The sequence below is a fragment of the Xanthomonas sp. F10 genome (assembly GCF_014206815.1).
GTDB classification, from domain to species: domain Bacteria; phylum Pseudomonadota; class Gammaproteobacteria; order Xanthomonadales; family Xanthomonadaceae; genus Xanthomonas_A; species Xanthomonas_A indica.
In genome coordinates, this window is sequence record NZ_JACHNP010000002.1 from 521,176 (window position 1) to 542,335 (window position 21,160).

The 21,160-nt window shown below is 70.8% G+C and carries 18 protein-coding genes; 6 read left to right on the plus strand and 12 right to left on the minus strand.

Annotated features, from left to right (window positions below; all coding sequences use genetic code 11):
• Nucleotides 1-157 precede the first annotated feature (157 nt).
• Together FHR56_RS13770 and FHR56_RS13775 are read right to left on the minus strand one after the other, a co-directional pair.
• A complete protein-coding gene (locus FHR56_RS13770) occupies nt 158-1,447 on the minus strand; it encodes an amidohydrolase family protein (protein ID WP_160945384.1) in 1,290 nt (429 codons plus the stop codon).
• Complete coding sequence (locus FHR56_RS13775; protein ID WP_160945383.1) at nt 1,444-2,844, minus strand: amidohydrolase; 1,401 nt, start codon at nt 2,842-2,844, stop codon at nt 1,444-1,446. The genes FHR56_RS13770 and FHR56_RS13775 overlap by 4 nt, the downstream gene beginning before the upstream one ends.
• A 163-nt stretch (nt 2,845-3,007) precedes the next feature.
• Between FHR56_RS13775 and FHR56_RS13780 the strand changes: the two genes are divergently transcribed.
• On the plus strand, nt 3,008-3,553 hold the full coding sequence (locus FHR56_RS13780) for a DUF924 family protein (protein ID WP_160945382.1): 546 nt from the start codon (nt 3,008-3,010) through the stop codon (nt 3,551-3,553).
• A 636-nt stretch (nt 3,554-4,189) separates the two neighbouring features.
• On the opposite strand, the gene grxD is transcribed toward FHR56_RS13780, so the two are convergent.
• The gene (gene grxD / locus FHR56_RS13785; RefSeq protein WP_160945381.1) at nt 4,190-5,116 is read right to left on the minus strand and encodes a Grx4 family monothiol glutaredoxin; all 927 of its coding nucleotides are present in this window, start codon (nt 5,114-5,116) and stop codon (nt 4,190-4,192) included.
• A gap of 42 nt (nt 5,117-5,158) precedes the next feature.
• On the opposite strand from grxD, the gene FHR56_RS13790 reads away from it, so the two are divergent.
• Nucleotides 5,159-5,950, plus strand: a complete 792-nt coding sequence (locus FHR56_RS13790; protein WP_184502646.1) for a polysaccharide deacetylase family protein — start codon at nt 5,159-5,161, stop codon at nt 5,948-5,950.
• A 76-nt stretch (nt 5,951-6,026) separates the two neighbouring features.
• On the opposite strand, the gene FHR56_RS13795 is transcribed toward FHR56_RS13790, so the two are convergent.
• From FHR56_RS13795 to FHR56_RS13810, 4 genes are all read right to left on the minus strand, one after another.
• Nucleotides 6,027-6,365: a hypothetical protein gene (locus FHR56_RS13795; RefSeq protein ID WP_160945379.1), complete on the minus strand. Its 339-nt coding sequence runs from the start codon at nt 6,363-6,365 to the stop codon at nt 6,027-6,029.
• 67 nt (nt 6,366-6,432) lie between these two features.
• A complete protein-coding gene (locus FHR56_RS13800) occupies nt 6,433-7,104 on the minus strand; it encodes a methyltransferase domain-containing protein (RefSeq protein ID WP_160945378.1) in 672 nt (223 codons plus the stop codon).
• A gap of 60 nt (nt 7,105-7,164) precedes the next feature.
• Nucleotides 7,165-7,806 carry an SGNH/GDSL hydrolase family protein gene (locus FHR56_RS13805; RefSeq protein ID WP_160945377.1) on the minus strand — a complete coding sequence of 214 codons (642 nt, stop codon included), beginning with the start codon at nt 7,804-7,806 and terminating at the stop codon, nt 7,165-7,167.
• A 95-nt stretch (nt 7,807-7,901) separates the two neighbouring features.
• Nucleotides 7,902-9,179, minus strand: a complete 1,278-nt coding sequence (locus FHR56_RS13810; protein ID WP_184502647.1) for a pyridoxal phosphate-dependent aminotransferase — start codon at nt 9,177-9,179, stop codon at nt 7,902-7,904.
• A 330-nt stretch (nt 9,180-9,509) separates the two neighbouring features.
• On the opposite strand from FHR56_RS13810, the gene rsgA reads away from it, so the two are divergent.
• The 3 genes from rsgA to FHR56_RS13825 all read left to right on the plus strand — a co-directional run bounded on the left by rsgA (nt 9,510) and on the right by FHR56_RS13825 (nt 12,660).
• Complete coding sequence (gene rsgA, locus FHR56_RS13815) at nt 9,510-10,622, plus strand: ribosome small subunit-dependent GTPase A (protein ID WP_160945375.1); 1,113 nt, start codon at nt 9,510-9,512, stop codon at nt 10,620-10,622.
• Nucleotides 10,623-10,630: 8 nt separating this feature from the next.
• A complete protein-coding gene (locus FHR56_RS13820) occupies nt 10,631-11,875 on the plus strand; it encodes a flavohemoglobin expression-modulating QEGLA motif protein (protein WP_160945374.1) in 1,245 nt (414 codons plus the stop codon).
• Between the two features lie 101 nt (nt 11,876-11,976).
• Nucleotides 11,977-12,660 (plus strand): type 1 glutamine amidotransferase domain-containing protein, encoded by a 684-nt coding sequence (locus FHR56_RS13825; RefSeq protein WP_160945373.1) that lies wholly within the window; start codon nt 11,977-11,979, stop codon nt 12,658-12,660.
• Between the two features lie 346 nt (nt 12,661-13,006).
• Here the strand turns inward: FHR56_RS13825 and FHR56_RS13830 are convergent, their stop codons facing one another.
• The 3 genes from FHR56_RS13830 to FHR56_RS13840 all read right to left on the minus strand — a co-directional run bounded on the left by FHR56_RS13830 (nt 13,007) and on the right by FHR56_RS13840 (nt 17,735).
• Nucleotides 13,007-14,926: an alpha-amylase family glycosyl hydrolase gene (locus FHR56_RS13830; protein ID WP_184502648.1), complete on the minus strand. Its 1,920-nt coding sequence runs from the start codon at nt 14,924-14,926 to the stop codon at nt 13,007-13,009.
• Between the two features lie 46 nt (nt 14,927-14,972).
• Entirely contained in the window at nt 14,973-17,432 is a 2,460-nt protein-coding gene (locus tag FHR56_RS13835) for a TonB-dependent receptor (protein WP_160945372.1), read from the minus strand.
• A gap of 93 nt (nt 17,433-17,525) precedes the next feature.
• Entirely contained in the window at nt 17,526-17,735 is a 210-nt protein-coding gene (locus FHR56_RS13840; protein WP_160945371.1) for a hypothetical protein, read from the minus strand.
• On the opposite strand from FHR56_RS13840, the gene FHR56_RS13845 reads away from it, so the two are divergent.
• Nucleotides 17,734-19,059 carry an MFS transporter gene (locus FHR56_RS13845; protein WP_160945730.1) on the plus strand — a complete coding sequence of 442 codons (1,326 nt, stop codon included), beginning with the start codon at nt 17,734-17,736 and terminating at the stop codon, nt 19,057-19,059. The two genes, FHR56_RS13840 and FHR56_RS13845, sit on opposite strands and share 2 nt — an antisense overlap.
• Before the next feature lie 118 nt (nt 19,060-19,177).
• Here FHR56_RS13845 and FHR56_RS13850 read toward each other — a convergent pair whose 3' ends face one another.
• Entirely contained in the window at nt 19,178-20,209 is a 1,032-nt protein-coding gene (locus FHR56_RS13850; protein WP_160945370.1) for a LacI family DNA-binding transcriptional regulator, read from the minus strand.
• Nucleotides 20,210-20,282: 73 nt separating this feature from the next.
• A complete protein-coding gene (phbB, locus tag FHR56_RS13855; RefSeq protein ID WP_160945369.1) occupies nt 20,283-21,023 on the minus strand; it encodes an acetoacetyl-CoA reductase in 741 nt (246 codons plus the stop codon).
• Nucleotides 21,024-21,160: the final 137 nt, after the last annotated feature.

Sequence of the window (21,160 nt, forward strand, 5' to 3'; positions counted from 1 at the left end):
GAAGGCGCTCAGCCTACTGCGCGTCGGTGCGCTGCCGGATGTCGCCGACGCGCGCCGGTCGGGTGGCGCTCAGCCGCGCGTGGTCGAGCGCGCGGCCACGTGTGTCGCCGGGGAACGGCAGCGTCTGCACGCTGCCGTCTCCGCGTCCCCGGCGGGGCTAGTGGGTGTAGGCCTTCGGCAGCGCGCCGCTGTGCTGCATGTAGCGGTCGCGCAGTTCGGTCTGCCGCGAGCGCATCGGGATGGCGCGGCCGCCCAGCCAGACCTGCTCGGCGTAATGCGCCACGTCCAGCGGGTCGCCCTCCCACAGCACCAGGTCGGCGAGCTTGCCCGGGGCGATGCTGCCCAGGCGGTCGCCCACGCCAAACGCCTCGGCCGGAACCCGGGTCAGGCCGGCCAGGGCGGCGTCCCACGGCAGCCCGTGCGCAACCGCGTTGCCGGCCAGTTGCCGCTGCTTGCGCGCGTTGTGCGCGCCGTCGCCGCCCTGGGTGAAGCTCACCGCCACGCCGGCGGCATTGAGGCGCGCGGCGTTCTCCAGGGTGGCGCCGATCTGGTCGAAGCTGGCCGGCAGGTCGTCCAGCGCATTGACGAACACCGGCACCTGCGCCTTTGCCAGTTCCGGCGCCAGCTTCCAGGCCTCGTCGCCGCCGGCGATGGCGATGCGCACCTTCTCGCGCTGCGCCCAGCGCAGCAGCTGGCGGATGTCGGCCGCCCGGTTCACCGTCACCACGATGCGGCCCTGGCCGGCGAGGTAGCGCGCCAGCACCGCGCGGCCGGCCGGGGTCAGCAGCGCATGCGGCGAGTCGGCGGGCATGCGCCCGCGGGCCTCGGCCACCAACTGGTCGAGCAACATCCACTGCGCCGCACGCGACTTGCCGCTCAGTTCCAGCGCATCGCTGCCCAGGTGCAGGTACAGCGCGCGCGGGCCGATCGGATCGGCGCCGCCGTCCAGGCGCATCACCGCACCCTGGCCGGCGACGAAGGCGCCGCCGGTGTTGGCGCCGAGCGCGGTGAAGCCGATGCCTTCCACGCGTGCGACCGGGATCAGCACCGATTCGGGGTTGTAGGCCAGGGTCACGTCGAACTCGGGACGCATCGGCTGGTCGTGCGGCAGGGTCAGCGTGCTGTCGACGGTGGAGGCCTCGCCGGAGACCTCCTCGATGCCGATCTCGGTGATGCCGCCGAACAGCGCCGGGGTCAGTGGCCGGCCTTTGGCTTCGACCACGGCGACGCCGGCCGGCGCGCTCAGGCCGGGGCCGACCGCGCGGATCACCCCGCCCTGGACCAGCACGTCGGCATTGGCCAGGGTGCCGCGGGCGCTGGCGGTGTGCACGGTGGCGCCGCGGATCAGCACGTCCTGGGCGACGCCGGGCGCGCTGCCCAGCAGCAGACAGGCGGCCAGCGCCAGGCGCTGCGCCAGGCGGTGCGGCGAAGATAGGGCGCGGCTCATGGGGCAGCCTCCTGGCCAAGCATGAAATCGGAGGTGGGTTGCAGGCGGCGGTCGGCGCGGTCGTAGACCTGCGCGCCGTCGATGTAGACCTTGTCGGCCAGGGCGTAGGAGCTGAAGGGGTTGCCGTTCCACAGCACCACGTCGGCCATCTTGCCCGGCTCCAGCGAGCCGGTCTGCTTGTCGATGCCCAGCGCCTTGGCCGGATTGCTGGTCAGCCAGCGGATCGCGCGTTCGGGCGGGATGTCCATGCCGGCGCGGCGCCCGGCGGCCATCGCCTTGGCCGCTTCCTGGTTGAGCCGCTGGATGCCTTCCTCCGAGTCCGAGTGCACGATCGCGCAGCCGTTGGCCGGGCGATCGACCAGGGCGATGTTCTCCTGGATGCCGTCGAAGGCCTCCATCTTGAAGCCCCACCAGTCCGCCCACAGCGCGCCGCAGACGTTCTCCTGGGCCAGGCGGTCGGCGATCTTGTAGGCCTCCACGCCATGATGGAAGGCGGCGATCTTGAAGCCGAACTCCTTGGCCAGGTCGAGCATGGTGGTCATCTCGTCGGCGCGGTAGCAGTGGATGTGCACGCGGATGTCGCCGTTGATGGCGCCGGCCAGGGTGTCCAGCTTCAGGTCGCGCTTGCCGCCGCTGTCGCCGCTGCTGTCGTTGTCGCCGTTGCCGCGGCTCCACCAGTGGCGCTTGGGCGGGCTCTTCTGCATCGGCGCGTTCTTGCGCAGGTATTCGCTGGCGTCGATCAAGGCGGCGCGGTAGCCGGCGACGTTGCCCATGCGCGTGGACGGGCCGCCCTTCTCGCCGTAGACCCGCTTGGGGTTCTCGCCGCAGGCCATCTTCAGGCCCCACGGCGCGCCGGGGAACTTCATCGCCTGGTAGGTGGTGGCCGGCACGTTCTTCAACGTGACGCCGCGGCCGCCGACCAGGTTGGCCGAGCCGGGCAGCACCTGCAGCGCGGTGACGCCGCCGGCCAGCGCGGTGCCGAAGCCGGGATCCTGCGGCCAGATCGAATGTTCGGCCCACACGTTCGGGGTCACCGGCGCGGTCGCCTCGTTGCCGTCGCTGTGCGCGCTGACCCCCGGGCTTGGGTAGACGCCCAGGTGCGAGTGCACATCGATGATGCCGGGCGTGACCCACTTGCCGTGGCCGTCGATGCGGGTGGCGTTGGCCGGCGCGGCCAGCGCACGGCCGACCGCCTGCACGCGGCCGTCCTGCAGCAGCACGTCGGCATCGTCCAGGCGCTCGCCGGTGCCGGTGAGCACGGTGGCGTGTTCGATCAGCACCGGCACCGAGGGCAGCGCGCGGTAGGTGCTGGGATAGGGATCGTCGACGAAACGCGAGGCGGCAGCGGCCGGGCCGCACAACGCCACGCCCAGGCAGGCGAGCAACAGATGACGCATCGGATTTTCCCCGGAAGATGGACGCGGCCCTTGCGGCCGTGCCCGCACGCTAGCCCGAGCCGGCGCGCTTGCCAAGTGCGGGTGCGGCATGGGCGTGGTTTGATGCACCGGATCGCGACGCGAAACCTGGTATGCAGACCCATTCCCGCTCATGGACACCGCGATGACCGACACCCCCGCGCGCACCGTCGTGGACTTCTGGCGCAGCGCCGGCCGCGAACGCTGGTTCGCCGCCAACGACTCCTTCGACGCCAACGTCCGCCAGCACCTGCTGGACGCGCACCATGCCGCCGCGCGCGGCGAACGCGCCGACTGGCTGGCCGACGCCGAGAGCGCGCTGGCGCTGCTGCTGTTGCTCGACCAGGTGCCGCGCAACGTGTTCCGCGGCAGCGCCCACGCCTTCGCCACCGACGGCCTGGCCTGCCGCTACGCCGACCAGGCGCTGGCGGCCGGCTTCGACCAGCAGGCCGATGCGGAATTGCGGATGTTCTTCTACCTGCCCTATACGCATGCCGAGGACGCCGCGCGGCAGCGCCAGGCGGTGGAGCTGTTCAGCGCGCTCGGCGACGCCGAGTCGCTGCAGTGGGCGGTGGTGCACGAGGACGTGATCCAGCGCTTCGGCCGCTTCCCGCACCGCAATGCAGCCCTGGGGCGTACGACGACGCCGGAGGAGCAGGCGTTCCTGGATGCGGGTGGGTTTGCTGGTTGAGAGATGTCTGATTGAGAGAAGCTTGGTCGAGGGGGGCTACACGTTCAGCGCCTCATGCGCTTCGCGCTCCTTGTCGAACATCGGTGGAGACGTATCGCGGCGGCAATGCTTCGGCATCCGCGTCCAGCGCGCCTGGAGACAGCAGGCATGGTGTGGGAGCGAGTTTGATTGCGACGAGCGGAGCCACTGGCGCATTGGATCTCTCGCAGTCGGGACTGAAGTCCCTCCCACAGGGAGGCATCAGGCAGTGAGCACCGCCTTCCGCATTCACTCAGTGCTCGCACAGGAGACATGGGAGTCTGCTCCTTGTGGGAGCCGCTTCAGTCGCGACGAGCGGAGCCATCGGGCGCATCGGATCTCGTTGCAGTCTGGACTGAAGGCCCTCCCACAGCGGATTGCCGAACCTCGGTACTGCCGCCGGCACCTGCGCAAGACGCCAAGCGGTTTTGCCTCGGGTAGGAGCGGCTTCAGCCGCGACCGGGCGTTCCTGGTAAAGCCCGGTCGCGGCTGAAGCCGCTCCTACGCGTTTGCGTATTTGCGCGTTGTGGCGATCGCGGCGCGCGAAAAAAAAAGGGCGATCGTTCGATCGCCCCTTGCGAAGTGTCCGCGCTGGAGGCGAACGACGTGGTCCCCGACTCAGTACTTCGGCACGCTGCCGTCGACCTGGTCGGTCCAGGCGTCGATGCCGCCGACCACGTTGTGCACCTTGGTGAAGCCCAACGAACGGAAGTGCTCGGCTGCCTGCGCGCTGCGGCCGCCGCGGTGGCACAGGAAGGCCAGGGCGGTGTCCTTGGGCAGCGCTTCCAGTTGCGCGCGCTGCTCGCCGTCGAGGGTGCGGAATGGCACGTTGACCGACGCCACCGCGCGCTCCTCCGGCGGACGCACGTCCACCAGGATCACGCTGCCGGCGCGCACCTGGTCGTCGGCGTCGCGCGGACTGAGGTCCTGCACCGGCTTGGGCGCGTTGGGATTGTCGATGGCCAGGCCACGGCCGCGCATGTCGTCCACCCAGTCGATGGTGATGCCGTCGGCGCGGCGCGCGCTGCCCAGGTCGAACTGCACGCGCAGGCCGTTGGACTCGGCGGCAATGGCGTTGGGATCGGTCGGCGCCAGCTGGAAGTTCGGCTGGAACTGCGCGTCGATCGCCAGCGCCAGGCTCGCGCCCGGGGCGTCGGCCAGCGCGCCGCGCAGCATTTCGGCGGCGGCGTCGGTGATGGTGATCGACGGCGGGGTGCGGTCCGGCGCCGGCACGCCGAGCAGCTCGCTCAGTTCGCCGCTGCCGGCCATCTGCAGGATGATGTCGCTGCCGCCGATCAGCTCGCCGTCCACGTACAGCTGCGGGATGGTCGGCCAGTCGCCGTAGACCTTGATGCCCTCGCGGATGTCCTGGTCGGCCAGCACGTTGACGTGGGCGAAGTCGACGCCGAGCTCGTTCAGCGCGCCCACCGCCTTGGCGGAGAACCCGCACTGCGGCATGCCCGGCTGGCCTTTCATGAACAGCACGACGCGGTTGGAGCTGAGCAGCGTTTCGATACGGGAGCGCAGGGCGGGGTCGAGGGACATGGCAGCAGTCGTCGCAGAGTCGGACCGGTCATTCTACGCCGCATGGCATCATGGGGCATGACAGTTCCGGAAACGCTGCATCGCATCCCGCGCCACCCGTACCGCTGGCTGCCCTGGGCGCTGGCCTCGCAGGCGTTGGTGGCGGCGCTGTGGTGGGCCTACGGGTGGCGGGTCGGGCTGCCGGCGCTGCTGCTGTCGCACGCGGCGCTGGTGCTGCCGGTGTTCCTGCCGCGGGCGCGGCTGTATGCGCCGGTGCTGGACCGCCTGCCCGGCAACGCGCCGCGGGTGTGGCTGACCATCGACGACGGCCCTTCCGACGACACCGCGGTGATCCTGGACCTGCTCGACCGCCATCAGGCCAAGGCCACCTTCTTCCTGGTCGGCGCCCGCGCCGCCGCGCGCCCGCAGCTGGTGCGCGAGATCCTGCGTCGCGGCCACGGCATCGGCAACCACAGCCAGCATCACCCGCAGGCCTGGTTCTGGGCGCTGGGGCCGCGGCGCATGGCCCAGGAGATCGGCCAGGCGCAGCAGACGCTGGCCGCGATCGCCGGCACCGCGCCGCGCTGGTACCGCTCGGTGGTGGGCATGACCAACCCCTTCGTCGCCGCGCCGCTGCGCCGGCATGGCCTGACCCGGGTGGCCTGGAGCGCGCGCGGCTTCGACGGGGTGCGCTGCGACCCCGCGGTCACCGTCGCGCGCATCGCCCGCGACCTGCGCCCCGGTGCCATCGTGCTGCTGCACGAAGGCGCGGCGCACGGGCACAACCCGGCGATCGTGGAGGGCGTATTGCAGGCCTTGCAGGCACGTGGGCTGCAGGCGGTGTTGCCGGATTGAGTCGGACTGCGTCGTGGTGCCGCGGCATCGCGACCCGCGGCATGTCCCCGTGCCGATCGCTTCGCCGCCGCGGGGATCAGCCTGGCCGGGTCATGCCGTAGGCGAGCAGCGCCGCCATCGCTCCGAGGGTGAGCAGGGCGCACAACAGACCGAGGATGCCGTAGCGCTTGCTGCGGCCAGGCTGCAGGCAGTTGCCGATGCCCAGTGCGATGGCGCAGACCTGCGCGATGGCGGTGAACAACGCCAGCAGGCCGAGCAGCAGCGACATCGGCGCGCGCGGGCCAGCGGCGAACGTCGGGATGACGAAGAAGGTGCTGAGCACCAGCGCTGCGAGCAGCAAGAACGCGCTGAGCAGGCTGGTCGCCAGGGATGCGATGCCCAGGCCGGAGTGTGGCCGTGGCGCGGGTGCCGTCATGCGTGGCAAGCCGGGTGTGAACCGGCGCAGCCGCTGCGGCCGCTGCCTGCGCGGGGCAGTACCAGCCTCACCGTGGCTCCGCCACGATCAGCCAGTTGTTGAACGGCGTGTTGCCGTACAGCGGCGCGAAGCTGGCGCGCAGGCCGGCGGCGTCGAGCTGGGCCTGCAGGCTGTCGCGGGTGGGGTAGGCCTTGGGCAGCTCCTGCATCCAGCCGGCCAGGTGCGCCAGCACGTCGGTGATGCGGCTGGTGCGGCCGCGGCCGCTGGCATCGCCGAGACCGCTGCGGATCACCAGCTTGGCGCCGGGCGTGAGCATCCGCGCCACGCTGCGGATCAGGTTGGACTGCATGTCGCGGTCCAGGTACTGAAGTACGTCCAGGATCGCGACGCTGCCGTGGTGCTCGGGCCAGGACTGGCCCAGGTCGACCACCGCGAAATGCGTGTCCTGCAGCCCGTTGCGCGCAGCGATGGCGCCGGCGCGGCGGATCTTGGCCGCATCGATGTCCACGCCGTGGTAGCGCTGGCGCTGGCCGTCGGCGCGCAGCGCGTGCGCCAGCAGGCCCAGCCCGCAGCCCAGGTCCAGCACCGACGCGTCGGTGCCGCGCAGCGCGGCGAGCACGCCGGGATACAGCGGATCGGTGCGCAGCTTGGTGCGCGTGTAGTAGTAGTCGTAGCGATTGCCCAGCGGATGCGTGGGCAGGAAGGCGCGGGCGATGGCCAGGGCCTGTGGGCGGGTCATGGGCTGGGTGGTGCTGGCGTCGCGCAATGTCGGTCCTTGGCAGCGGGCGTCGTACGCCGGCTAGGCTAACGCATCGCGTGCCGCCGATGACAGCAGCGCGGTCCAGCGCGCATACATCGCTGCCGACGGATGCAGCCCGTCGGCGGCCAGCATCGCCGGATCGCCGCCGCCATCGCGGCTGCAGGCAGTGATATCGACGAAGCGCACCGCGCGCGCGGCGCAGCAGGCCTGCGCCGCGGCGTTGAAGGCGTCGATCTGCACGGCGATGCGCGCCGGATCGTGCGCAGGCGGCTGTGCGAAGGCGGTCACGCCCCAGTCCGGGATCGACACCGCCAGCACCCGCTGCGGCCGCGCGTCGGCGAAGCCGATCGCACGCTGCAGCAGCGCGTCGAACTGCGCGCGGTAATTGTCCAGCGGATAGCCGCGGTACTGGTTGTTGACGCCGATCAGCAGCGTCACCAGGTCGAAGGGGCCCTGCGGGGCTGCCGCATCGATGCCGGCGTCCAGTTCGTCGGTGGTCCAGCCGGTGGTGGCGACGATCTGCGGATCGTCCAGCGCGATGCCGTCGCGGCGCAGCGTCGCGGCCAGTTGCATCGGCCAGCGTCCGTCGGCGTCCACGCCTTCGCCGATCGTGTAGGAATCGCCCAGCGCCAGATAGCGCAGCAGTGTGGGCTCGGGCGTGGCGAAACGGCCTTTGCTCATCTACGCAGAACCCGCAGCGGCCATATCACCGGGATACGCGATCCAGCAACGGCGCACGCTTAGCCATTCCCGATTCCCGATTCCCCAGTCCCCACTCACCGCCCCACAGCCGCCCGCGGCTTCAGCGGCACCACCTTGGTGGCGTCCTCGGCGCGGCGCGCCAGCACGCGGTCGATGCGCGCGAACACTTCGCGCATCGTCGCCGCTTCCGGCAGCAGGGTGACGCGGAAATGGTGCCGGTAGGGCACGTTGAAGCTGGAGCCGGGCACCACCAGCACGCCTTCCTGTTCCATCAGTTCCAGGGCGAAGGCGTGATCGTCGAAGCCGCGCGCGGCGGCGCCGACCACGGCCGGGAACGCGTACAGCGCGCCGGCCGGCTGCACCAGCGACAGGTGCTCGCTGGCCGCGCAGGCCTCGAGCACCGCGCGGCGGGTCTCGTACAGGCGGCCGCCGGGCGCGCACAACGGCGAGATCGTGTCCGGGCCGTTGACCGCGGCATCGATGGCGAACTGGCCGGGCACGTTGGCGCACAGGCGCAGCGCGCCGAGCAGGTCCATGGCGTTGCGGAAATCGCCGACGCGCTCGCTATCGCCGGACAGCAGCGCCCAGCCCACGCGCCAGCCGCAGGCGCGGTGCACCTTGCTCAGGCCGCCGAAGCTGATGCACGGATGCGCGCCGGCCAGCGGCGCCACCGACACGAACTCGGCGGCGTCGTACAGCACCTGGTCGTAGATCTCGTCGACCATCAGCAGCAGGTTGTGCTTGACCGCGATGGCGACGATCTTCTCCAGCAGTGCGCGCGAGTAGCTGGCGCCGCTGGGGTTGTTCGGGTTGATCAGCACGATCGCGCGGGTGCGCGAGGACACCAGTGTCTCGATCTCCACCGGGTCGGGCTGGAAGCCGTTCTCCGGCGCGCAGCGGTAGTACACCGGGCGGCCGTCGTTGAGGATGGTGGCGGCCGACCACAGCGGGTAGTCCGGCGAGGGCACCAGCACTTCGTCGCCCGGGTTGAGCAGGGCGCGCAGCGACAGGTCGATCAGCTCGCTGACGCCATTGCCGACGAAGATGCGGTCCGGGTGCGCGTTCGGGTGCTGGCGCCGGGCGTAGGCCGCGGCGATCGCCTCGCGCGCCTCCGGCAAGCCCTGCTGGTGGGTATAGGGATCGGTACGGCCCATGTCGTCGGCGATCGCGCGCTGCAGATGTTCCGGCGCACGGAAACCGAACGCGCCGGGATTGCCGATGTTGAGCTTGATCAGCTTGCGCCCCTGGGCCTCCAGCTCGCGGGCTCGCCGTGCCAGTTCGCCGCGGATCTCGTAGCGGACTTCGGACAGGCGTTCGCGGATCGCGAGCGGCTTGATCGGCAGGGTGGGCATCGCATTGGCCGGTGGGGCGTGGGACCTGCATGGTAGCGGAAATGTGACACCACGGCGGGGCAGAGGGCGCCGCGGCAGCCGGTCGTCTACGGCGGCCGGCCGCTGCCGCGGGCGCCGCATCGGGCGAGGCGCCGGGATGGCCCGTGTGGCTGCCGCAGACGCACGCCGCAGCGCTCGCCCCGCCACGGGCGCAGCGCTGCGGCGGGCTGCCCGGTGCTGCGCTGTCCTGCGTGGTTGGGCGCGGCCGCCATCCCAGGCCGTCATTGTGCGTGGCCATGGCTGCGGCCTGGCGCTCACCGCGCGGCGTGGCACACCCTCTAGAATCCGCGCATGACTTCCTCCCCGATCGACTTCGACGCGTTGCGCCCCATCGGCTGGCCCTGGCCCGGAATGCCCGAGGAGCCGGCCTGGCGCGCGCTGTTCGACACACATCCGCAGGCACGGCCGGCACGGGTGGTGGAGCAGCACCGCACCGGCTACGTGGTCGCCGATGCGGTGGACACCGGGTTCAAGGTCGAATCGCTGCCGGACTGGCAGCGGCCACGCTTTCCCAGCCACGAGCGCGCCGCGGTCGGCGACTGGGTGCTGCTGGAGGACACGCGCATCGTCGCGCTACTGCCGCGGCGCACCGCGATCAAGCGCGGCGCCGCCGGCGAGCACTATCACCAGCAGGTGATCGCGGCCAACATCGACACGGTGTTCATCGTCTGCGGCCTGGATGCGGACTTCAACCCGCGGCGGATCGAGCGCTATCTGCTGCTGGTGGGCGGCGGCGGTGCGGCGCCGGTGGTGGTGCTGACCAAGGCCGACCTCACCGAGTACGCCGACGATGCGTTGGCAGTGCTGGAGGAACTGGCGGCGCAGGCCATCCCGCTGCTCACGGTCAACGCGCGCGAGGCCGACAGCGTCGCCGCGCTGCAGCCGTGGCTGGGGCCGGGGCAGACCGCGGTGCTGGTCGGCTCGTCCGGTGCCGGCAAGTCCACCCTCACCAACACCTTGCTGGGCGTGCAGAAGATGCGCACCGCGGCGGTGCGCGCCACCGACTCGCGCGGCCGCCACACCACCACCCATCGCGCGCTGCTGCCGCTGCCGTCCGGCGCCTGCCTGATCGACACCCCCGGCATGCGCGAACTCAAGCCCACCGGCGAGGAAGACCTGGCCGAAGGCGCCTTCGCCGACATCGAGGCGCTGGCCGCGCAGTGCCGCTTCAACGACTGCGCGCACCTGGCCGAGCCGGGCTGTGCGGTGCAGGCAGCGATCGAGCGCGGCGAGATCGATGCCGCGCGCCTGGCCAACTACCTGAAGTTGCGCGAAGAAGTGGCCGGCGCGGCCGGCAAGCTGGCGCAGCGCCAGGCTCAGAACGCGGCCGCCGGCCGGGGCGGCAAGCCCAGCGGCGGCAAGCCGGGCGGCAAGCGCCCGCCGCCGCGCAACCTGCGCCGCTGACGCCGGCCGTGGCCAAGCGCGCGCTGCCGGCCGAGATCCGCCACCACGCCGCGCTCGATGCGCGGCTGGTCAAGGCGGTGCGCGGCATCCGCCTGCTGGCCCTGGCCAGTTGGCCGGTGGCGCTGCAGGCGCCGTTCCTGGAGAGCGTGGCGCGCGGGCAGCCGCAGCTGCCGCAGGTGGACTACCCCAGGCTGGATTTCGCCGACACCCGCCGCGAGCTGGCCGCGATCGCCGAGGCCGCCGATCCGGCGCACCCGCTCGGCGCCTATCTGCAGGCGTCGGTGCATAGCTGGGATCTGGCCGCGGCCCTGCTGGAAACGCTGGGCACGCCGGCGGTGGGCACGTACTCGGCGCAGTTGTTCGGGGTGCCGGACGACCCGATGCCCGGCAACGGCCCGACGACCCGCGAGGCGGCCGGCCATTTCATCCGTATCGCCCAGGAACTGGACCGCGAACTGTTCTCGGCCGAAGAACAGGTGCCGGTGTCGGCCACCGCCTTGCGCCTGCTGCTGCAGCGCGACCTGGACGAATTCTTCGGCACGCGGGTGATCACGGTGGAACTGGATCCGGACCTGCTGGCCAAGGCCGCCGCCGGCGCACAGCGCATCCGTCTGCGCTCCGGCGCGCACTTCAGCGACTACGACCGCGCGCAACTGTTCCACCACGAGGCGCTGGTGCATTCGCTGACCGCGCTCAATGGCCGGCAACAGGCGCAGTTGCCGAGCCTGGCGCTGTCCTCGCCGCGCACCACCGCAACCCAGGAAGGCCTAGCGACCTTCGCCGAGCAGATCACCGGCAGCATCGACATCGCGCGGATGAAACGGATCAGCCTGCGCATCGAGGCGATCGCGCTGGCCCGCGACGGTGCCGACTTCATCGAGGTGTTCCGCTACTTCGACGCAGCCGGGCAGGCGCCGGCGGAGAGTTTCTCCTCGGCGCAGCGCGTGTTCCGCGGCGTGCCGACCACCGGCGGCGCTGCCTTCACCAAGGACACCGTGTATCTGCGCGGCCTGGTGTCGGTGCACACCTTCTTCCGCCAGGCGCTGCAGCGCGACCGCCTGCCGCTGTGCCGCTGGCTGTTCGCCGGCAAGATGGCGCTGGAGGACGTGGCCGCGTTCGCGCCGCTGTTCGAGTCCGGCGTGCTGGCGCCGCCGCGCTGGTTGCCGACGTGGGTGGCGCGCGCCAGCGGCCTGGCCGGGATGCTGGCGTTCTCGCTGTTCGCCAACCGCATCCGCATGGATCAGGTGGACTGAACGGCGCCACGTCGCGCTCACTCGCCGCGAATGCGTGGCTGCCGATACTGCGGCGCCCGGCCTGCCCCCGCATGGCCGCTTCCCCTCACGAGGAACTCTGCATGAAGATCCTGATGGTGCTGACGTCGCACGACCGCCTAGGCGACACCGGCCACAAGACCGGCTTCTGGCTGGAAGAATTCGCCGCGCCGTACTACACGTTCAAGGACGCCGGTGCCGAGATCACGCTGGCCTCGCCCAAGGGCGGGCAGCCGCCGCTGGACCCGAAGAGCGATGCGCCGGACGCGCAGACCGAGGCCACCCGCCGCTTCAAGGATGACCCGGCCGCGCAGCAGCAACTGGCGAGCACGCAGACCTTGGCGTCGGTGCGCGTGGACGACTACGACGCGCTGTTCTACCCGGGCGGCCACGGCCCGCTGTGGGATCTGGCCGAAGACCGCGACTCCATCGCGCTGATCGAAGCGTTCGCGCGCGCCGGCAAGCCGATCGGCTTCGTCTGCCATGCACCGGGCGTGCTGCGCCGAGTGACCGCGGCCGATGGCACGCCGCTGGTGAAGGGCCGTCGCGTCACCGGCTTCACCAACGGCGAGGAAGCCGCGGTCGGCCTGACCGAGGTGGTGCCGTTCCTGGTCGAGGACGAACTGCAGCGCCTGGGCGGCGACTACAGCAAGGGCGCCGACTGGGGCGTGCACGTAGTCGAGGACGGCCGCCTGGTCACCGGGCAGAACCCCGCCTCGTCCGAGGCGGCGGCAGAGGCGTTATTGGGAATGCTGCGCGCCAAGTGAGCGCTCACCGATCGCGAGGCTGGCAAGGCGACGCCATCTCGGTGCGAGAGAGCACCGTTTCCTGGCGTGGCGTGGCGCGGGCGCAGCGGTTGAAGCGCACCTCTGGTAACCGCGTTGGTAGCGCCCGTCCGGCCCCACCTTTGCGCTGCCTTCCGTAGGAGCGGCTTCAGCCGCGCCAGGCGTTCCCATGAACGCTGGTCGCGGCTGAAGCCGCTCCTACGACGCACACATGCCACCGCGTGCCAGTGAGGGTGCGCGCCTGTGGGAGGGACTTCAGTCCCGACTGCACGCACTCGCACGTGCAGATGTGCAGCAGCGGCGCGTACAGCGCCGCTGATGTTTCGGCTCAGCCGCGCCGCCACCAACGCAAGCCGTACGCGGGCAGGATGCCGTTCCAGTTCGACAGTGCCGAGGGATCGCTGCCGCCGTCGGCGATGGCCTGCCAGTCGCTTTCGCCCAGCGTGGTGGCGACATCCACCGCGATCGGTTGCGCGCTGAAGTTGTACACCGCCACGAACGCCTCGCCGCGGGCCAGGCCAAGCAGCGCGGGATCGCCCAGCGGCAATGCGCGCAGCGGCTGGTCGGCGGCCAGCGCCGCGGTGTCGGTACGCGCGGCGATCAACCCGCGCAGGCGGGTGTAGACCTGGCCGGGCAGGCTGTCGGTGTCGTGGCGTTGCGCCGCGCGTGCCCAGTCCATGGCCGGACGATGCAGCCAGCGGCCTTCGTGGCGGCGCAGTGGATCTTCGCGATAGGCCTCATCGTTGCCCAGGGCCAGCTCGTCGCCCATGTACAGCAGCGGGACGCCCGGCATCGCCAGTGCCACCGCGTACAGCAGCAGCAGGCGGCGCACGCCCAGCTCCAGTGCGTCGCTGTCGTTGGCGGCCAGCGCCGTGGCGATGCCGGTCAGTGCCGCGCTCATGCCGTTGCTGCCGTGTACGCCGTCGCCGCTGCTCTGGAACGCCTCGCCACGCGCGTAGCTGTCGGCGGTGCGGCCGGCGTAGAACTGGGCGATGCGCGCCAGCGGGAACGGGGCCACGCCCTCGCCACCGGCGGCTTCGCGCTGCAGTACGTTCCAGCCGATGTCGTCGTGGCAACGCACGTAGCTGAGCCAGGCGCAGGCCGGCGGCAGCGCGGGCGTGTGCGCGATCGCCGCCTGCACGATGTCGCCGCGCTGCTCGGCCAGCGCCACCCAGCCGGCCGCCATCAGCGTGCTGTGGTAGGCCAGGTGGCATTCGTGGCCGCGCGTGGCGCCGGTGCCGAAATAGGGCGGCAACTGCGCCATCGGCACGATCGCCTCGGCCTTCAGCAATACCGCCGGCGCCAGGATGTCGGTGAGCGCGCGCAGCGCCTGCAGGATGATGTGCGCCTCCGGCTGGTTCATGCAGTCGGTGCCGGGGCGCTTCCACAGGTAGGCGGTGGAATCCAGGCGGAACACCTCCACGCCCAGGTTGGCCAGGTGCAGCAGCGCCAGTGCCATCTCGCCGAACACCGCCGGATTGCTCCAGTCCAGATCCCACTGGTAGGGATAGAACGTGGTCCACAGCCAGGCGTCGGCTTCCTCCACCCAGGTGAAGTTGCCCGGTGCGGTGTGCGGGAACACCTGGCCCAGGGTGCGCTCGTAGGCGTCCGGCACGCTGCGGTCGGGGAAGTGGTGGTAGTAGTCCAGATGCCGCGCATCGCCGCGCTTGGCCGCCAGCGCCCACGGGTGGTCGTCGGCGGTGTGGTTGAGCACGAAGTCGGCGCACAGGCTGATCCCGGCTTCGCGCAGGCGTGCGGTCAGCGCTGCCAGGTCGACGGTGTCGCCGAGGCGCGGCTCGACCTGGCCGTAGTCGCTGACCGCGAAGCCGCCGTCGTTGTCGCCGTCGCGCGCGCGCAGGAACGGCAGCAGGTGCAGATAGCGCACGCCCAGTTCCTGCAGGTAGGGCACACGCTCGCCGACGCCGGCCAGGGTGCCGGCGAAACGGTCCACATAGGCGCTGTAGCCGAGCATCGCCGGGGTGGCGAACCAGTCGGGCGCGCGCTCGGCATCGAGCTGGCGCAGCGCCGGCGGCCGCGCAGTGGCGGTGGCCGCGAGTTGCGTCAGCCAGTGCGGCAGCCACTGCGCGAAGGCCGGATGCGCGCCGTACAGCGCATGCAATGGGGCGAGCAGGCGCTCGCCGTGGCGCTGCAGGCGTGGCAGCACTGCGGCAGCGGCATCCGGAGGCAGATGCGCCTGCCACAGGGTGTGGGCGAGCGCGGACAGTGCGGAAGGAGCGGGTGCGGTCATGGGGGGCTTGGCCGCGCCCGTGCGGGGCGCGGATGTGCGGTCCTCGTCAGAAGTCGTAGCGCAGGCTGATGCTGGAGGTGCGGCCCGGGATCGAGCGCGCGCGGATCACGCCGGAGGCCGCGTCGGCGATGGACGCTTCTTCCGCTTCGGTCAGGCCGAAGGTGTTGAACAGGTTGTTGACGTTGAGCGAGACGGTCAGCGCGTCGGTGATGCGGTAGTCGCCGAACAGGTTGACCTGGGTGTAGCCGGGCATCTTCAGCTGGTTGCTGTCCTGGGTGTAGGCCGAACTGGTGCCGATCGCGTTGATGCCGATCTGGTAGCGCTCGCCGCGGTAGCTGGGGGTCAGCTGCCAGACGAAGCGCGCCTGCCGACGCGGCGTGTTGCCGGCGTTGGCCGGGGTGATCTGGTCCTTGTCGATGGTGGCATCGGTCCAGGTCAGGCCGCCGTTGAGGTTGAAGCCACCGGCGCGGTACGCCGCTTCCAGTTCCAGGCCATGCGCCTTGTAGGTGCGGTCGAAGAAGCGCTGGGTGGTCGCTTCGTAGTTCTGCTCCTGGGTGCGCGCGGCGAAGGCGGTGGCGAACAGGCTCAGCCCGCCGCTGCGCCACTTCAGGCCGCCCTCGAGCTGCTTGACCACGTTCACCGCCTCGTTGGAGGACACCGAGCCATCATCGCGGACCACGCCGAACAGCAGGCGGTCGGCATTGGCACGCGCACCGCGGCTGTAGCGCGCGAACGCGGCCAGGTCGTCGTTGAGCATGTAATTGCCGCCGAACGAATACGACAGGTAGTTCCAGTCGTAGCGCACCGGCTTGCGGTTGCCGTAGTCGATGGTCGCCACGCTTTGCTCCGGCGCCTCGATCACGCCGTCGCCGTTCACGTCGATGTTGCTGGCCAGCACGCCGCCGGCGGTGTTGCCGCGCGCGCGGCCCATGTCGTAGCGCAGGCTGCCGTCCACGCTCAGCGGGCCCTGGTCCCAGCTCAGCGCCAGGTACGGCGCGTTGATGTCGTAGCGCACGTCGTAGTGGCGGGTATTGTCCAGGCCCCAGTACGGCACACCGTAGGCGTACAGGCCGTCCTGCGAACGCAGGCTGCCGTCGGCGGCGACCACGTCCAGCAGCCGCGGCCGGTGCGCCAGCGACTGCACGTAGGAATTCCAGGTCCAGTCCACGTCGATGGTCTGCCGCGAGGTGTACCAGCCGGCCTTGAGGTTGAGGTTGTCGCCGCCGCCGCTGCCGAAGTCGCGGGCCAGGCTGAGGTCGTTGACCGCGTTGCCCAGGTCGTTGAGATGCACGTTGAACAGGTGCGTGCGCAGCGCCAGCCCGGTGTAGGCCTGGCCGGCGTTCGGTCCGTCGACGTAGCGCAGGCCGGCGCCGGCGCCGCCGATGCTGGCGGCCAGCGCCGCGGCATCGGCGACCTGCGCCGGGAACGGCGAGACGAAGCGCCCGGAGGTGTCGGCGATGCGGAACTTGTCGGTCAGGGTCCAGCCGCCGCCGACATCGAACTGCGCCTCGGCGCCGAACGCGCGCGACAGCGGATGCATGCCGTCGCCCAGTTCCACGCGCGAGGGCGTGTTGCCGCCATCGAGGGTGGCGCTGCTGCGGAAGTACGGGCTGTACAGCGTGTCGGTGCCGGGGTCGAAGCCGTCGATGCTGCCGAAGTGCGGCGACCCGTCGCGGCCGCTGACCCGCGTGGGTACCGGCAGGTAACCGGCGGCGCGGTCGTTGAGGTACTTGGCGTAGACGCGCACGTAGCCGTTGTCGAACAGCCGGGTCAGGTTGGCCTTGAGCTGGCCACCCTTGTCGGTGGTGTAGCCTGCGTCGCGCACGCCGTCGCCACGGCGGTAGAAGCCGCCGACATTGAACTGCCAGTGCTCGGCGAACGGCGCGCCGTAGTCGAAGTCCAGGCGGGTGTTGTCGTAGCCGCCCAGGCCGCGGGTGAGGCCGACGCTGCCGCCGGCGGTGTCGCCGGTCTTGCTGATGAAGTTGATGATGCCGCCGGGCGAGTTGCTGGCGAAGGTGGAAGCCGAGCCGCCGCGGATCGCCTCGATGCGCTCCAGGCTGTAGTCGGCGCGCAGGAAGATGTCGGCGTTGCCGAAGGCGATGTCGCCGAACTCCAGCACCGGCAGCCCGTCTTCCTGCAACTGCAGGAACTTGGCGCCGCCGGAGGCGACCGGCAGGCCGCGCACGGCGATGTTGGCATTGCCTTCGCCGCCGCTGGATTCGGAACGGATGCCGGGGATGTTGCGGAAGATCTCGGCGGTGCTGCGCGGTGCCGACCGTTCGATCGCCTCGGCGCCGACGGTGCTGACCGAGACGCTGGACTTGAGCTTGCTCTTGGGTGTGGCGGTGCCGGTGACGAACACCGAGTCCAGGCTGATCACGTCGCCCTGCGCCGCCGGAGCGTCGGCAGCGGCGGGCGTGGCCTGTTGCGCGAGCGCAGCCGGCGCGGACAGCGCCGCGGCGACGGCCAGGGCCAGGGTCTGCAGGCGGATCGAAGGGTGGTGCATCGCTGTCTCTCCCGAAGCGAAATGGTGCAGTAGGTGGCGGCGCGCCACCGCCGGGAACGGACAGGGCGCGGCACGGACGGTGGGTGCGGCGGGCTACAGATACGGCTGCTTGCAATCGTTTGCAATTTGCAGTGCAGCAAAGCGGCAGCGGTGCCGATGGATCCCGATCAGGAAGAGACGGGGCATATCTTGCATGGTGCGGCGCAGCGTTACAAACGATTGCAGGCGCGGCGACACTCCGCTCCGCCGCTGCGGCACGCCTCCCGCGTGCCCGACCCGCCCCAGGCCGATGCCGATGCTCATGCGTTCCGATCGCCCTCTGCTTCCGCTCTCTCGCGTGCTGGCGCTCAACGCCGGTTTCTTCGGCGTGCAGTACAGCTTCGGGCTGCAGCAGAGCAACATGAGCCCGATCTACAACTACCTGGGCGCCGACCACGCCAACCTGCCGTATCTGTGGCTGGCCGGCCCGATCACCGGGTTGGTGCTGCAGCCGGTGGTCGGCGTGCTCAGCGACCGCACGGTGACGCGTTGGGGCCGGCGCATGCCGTACATGGTGGTGGGCGCGCTGGTGTGCAGCCTGTGCCTGCTGACCATGCCCTTCAGCGTGGCGCTGTGGATGGCGGTGGCGCTGCTGTGGATGCTGGATGCGGCCAACAACGTGGCGATGGAGCCGTACCGTGCGCTGGTGAGCGACGTGCTGGCGCCACCGCAGCGGCCGCTGGGCTACCTGACCCAGAGCGCGTTCACCGGCCTCGGTCAGACCCTGGCCTACGTCACCCCGCCGTTGCTGGTGTGGCTGGGCATGAACCAGGACGCGGCCAACGCCCACCATATTCCCTACGTCACCATCGCCGCGTTCGCGATCGGCGCGGGTTTCTCCGCTGCGTCGATCCTGCTCACCGCGCGCAGCGTGCGCGAGCCGGTGCTGCCGCCGGCGCAGCTGCAGCGCCTGCGCAGTGCCACGGTCGGGCCGCTGGCGACGCTACGCGAGATCGTCGACGCGGTGCGGCAGATGCCGCCGACGATGCGGCAGATGGCGCCGGTGATGCTGTTCCAGTGGTATGCGATGTTCTGCTACTGGCAGTACATCGTGCTGTCGCTGTCCACCACCCTGTTCGGCACTACCGCGGCCGATTCGCATGGTTTCCGCGAGGCTGGGCTGGTCAACGGCCAGATCGGCGGTTTCTACAACTTCGTCGCCTTCCTGGCCGCGTTCGCGATGGTGCCGGTGGCGCGCCGGTTCGGCCCCAAGGCGACCCACGCCGCCTGCCTGGTCGCTGCCGGCCTCGGCATGTGCCTGCTGCCGTCGATCCACGACCGCTGGCTGTTGCTGCTGCCGATGATCGGCATCGGCCTGGCCTGGGCCAGCATGATGGGCAATCCCTACCTGATGCTGGCCAACAGCATCCCGCCCGAACGCACCGGCGTGTACATGGGCCTGTTCAACCTGTTCATCGTGCTGCCGATGCTGATCCAGATCGTGACCCTGCCGCTCTACTACGACAGCCTGCTGCAGGGCGACCCGCGCAACGTCATTCGCCTGGCCGGCGTGTTGATGCTGTTGGCGGCGGTGGCGATGGGGTTGGTGAGGGGGCGGGATTCGGGAGTGGGGATTCGGGATTCGTAAAGCGGTGGAGCCGGGATTGGGGATTGGGGATTGGGAAAAGCCGGCTAGGCCGGTGCACCCGCAATGCGCGCGTCCTGGCTTCTACGAATCCCCAATCCCGCTGCCCAATCCCCGCCCCTCACGCCGACTCCCGCACCACCAGGCTGACCGGCAGCTCCACCGAGTCCACCGGTGCGCCGGCGATCAGGTGCAGCACGCCGTCCACCAGCAGGGTGGCGGCCTGGGCCAGGTCCTGGCGCACGGTGGTCAGCGGCGGCTGGCTGTAAGCGGCGAGCGGAATGTCGTCGAAGCCGACCAGGGCGATGTCCTGTGGCACGCGGTGGCCGGCTTCGATCAGGGCGCGGATCGCGCCCAGTGCGATCACGTCGGAGGCGGCGAAGACTGCATCGGGTGGATCGGTCTTCTTCAGCATCGCCCGGGTCAGGCGGTAGGCGTCCTCGCTGAGGAAGTGGCTGCGCGCGTGCAGCCGCGGGTCGAACGCCAGGCCGTGCGCGTCGAGCATGCGCCGGTAGCCGGCGAAGCGCGGCGCCACTTCCGGTAGTTGCTCGTCGCCAAGGAAGGCGATGCGCTGGCGGCCGTGCTCGATCAGGTGCGCGGTGGCCAGTTCGCCGCCGCGCAGGTTGTCGCTGCCGACGCTGGCATAGGCCTGGCCGTCGATGCGGCTGCCCCACACCAGCATCGGCAGGCCCCCGCGCGCGGCCGCGTCCAGCGACGCATGCTCGTGGCTCTGGCCGAGCATGATCACGCCGTCGGCCCGGCTGCTGCGCGCCAGGTCCTCGACCCAGTGGTCCTGGTGCTGGTCCAGCTTGGACAGCAGCATGCTGTAGCCGCGCGCGGTCAGTGCATCGGCGAGCAGCGCCAGCATGGTCATCATGAACGGGTCCGACAACGGCTGCTCGTGCGCGTGCATCAGCGGTACCGCCACGCAGACGATGTTGGAGCGGCGCGAACGCAGGCTGCGCGCCACCGGATCGACCCGGTAGCCGGCGTCGCGGGCGAGCTGCTTGATGTAGGCGCGGGTGCGTTCGGCGACCACCGGATTGTCGGCCAGCGCGCGCGACACCGTGGATTCGGAGACGCCGGCCATGCGTGCGATGTCGGCCATCTGCAGGCGCGCGGCGGGCGCGCCGGATTCGGGTTTGTCGGACATGCGGAGCGGGGCGCGACGAACGAAGCGGAACCGGCAGTGTATGCCAGGGGCGCGTCGCGGCGCTGCGCACGCCCTAGGCCATGTGCAGGCCGCCGTTGACCGCGTAGTCGGCGCCGGTGACGTAGGCGGCCTCGTCCGAGGCCAGCCAGGCGCACAGCGCGGCGACTTCCTCGGGCTTGCCGAGCCGGCGCAGCGGCACCGAACTGGCCAGGCGGTCGAGCACGTCCGGCGGGAAGCCGCTGATCGCCGCGCTGGCGATGTAGCCGGGCGACACCGTGTTGACGGTGACCCCGCGCGAGGCCACTTCCTGCGCCAGCGCGCGGCTGAAGCTCTGCATCGCCGCCTTGGCGGTGGCGTAATTGATCTGCCCGATCTGGCCCTTCTGCGCGCTGACCGCGCCGATGTTGACGATGCGGCCCCAGCCGCGTGCGGTCATGCCATCCACCACCTGCTTGGTGATGTTGAACAGCGCATGCAGGTTGCTGGCGATCACCGCCTGCCAGTCCTCGCGGCCCATCTGCCGGAACAGCATGTCGCGACTGCCGCCGGCGTTGTTGACCAGCACGTCGATCTCGCCGACCTCGGCCTTGACCTTGGCGAAGGCGGCCACCGTCGAATCCCAGTCGGTGGCATTGCCCTCGGAGGCGATGAAGTCGAAGCCGAGCTCGCGTTGCTCGCGCAGCCACGCCGACTTGCGCGGCGAGTCCGGCCCGCAGCCGGCGACCACGGTATGGCCGTTGCGCGCCAGCTTCTGGCAGATCGCGGTACCGATGCTGCCCATGCCGCTGGTGACGTAGGCGATTCTTAGGGTCATGAAGATGCTCCGTGGCAGGTGGGGAACGCCGGGACTCGGGACCGGGGACCCGGGACCCGGGGAACGGAAGTCGGTAAAACTTTAGTCACAGCGCTGCGCTCTTCCGGGTCCCGGGTCCCGGGTCCCGGGTCCCGGCT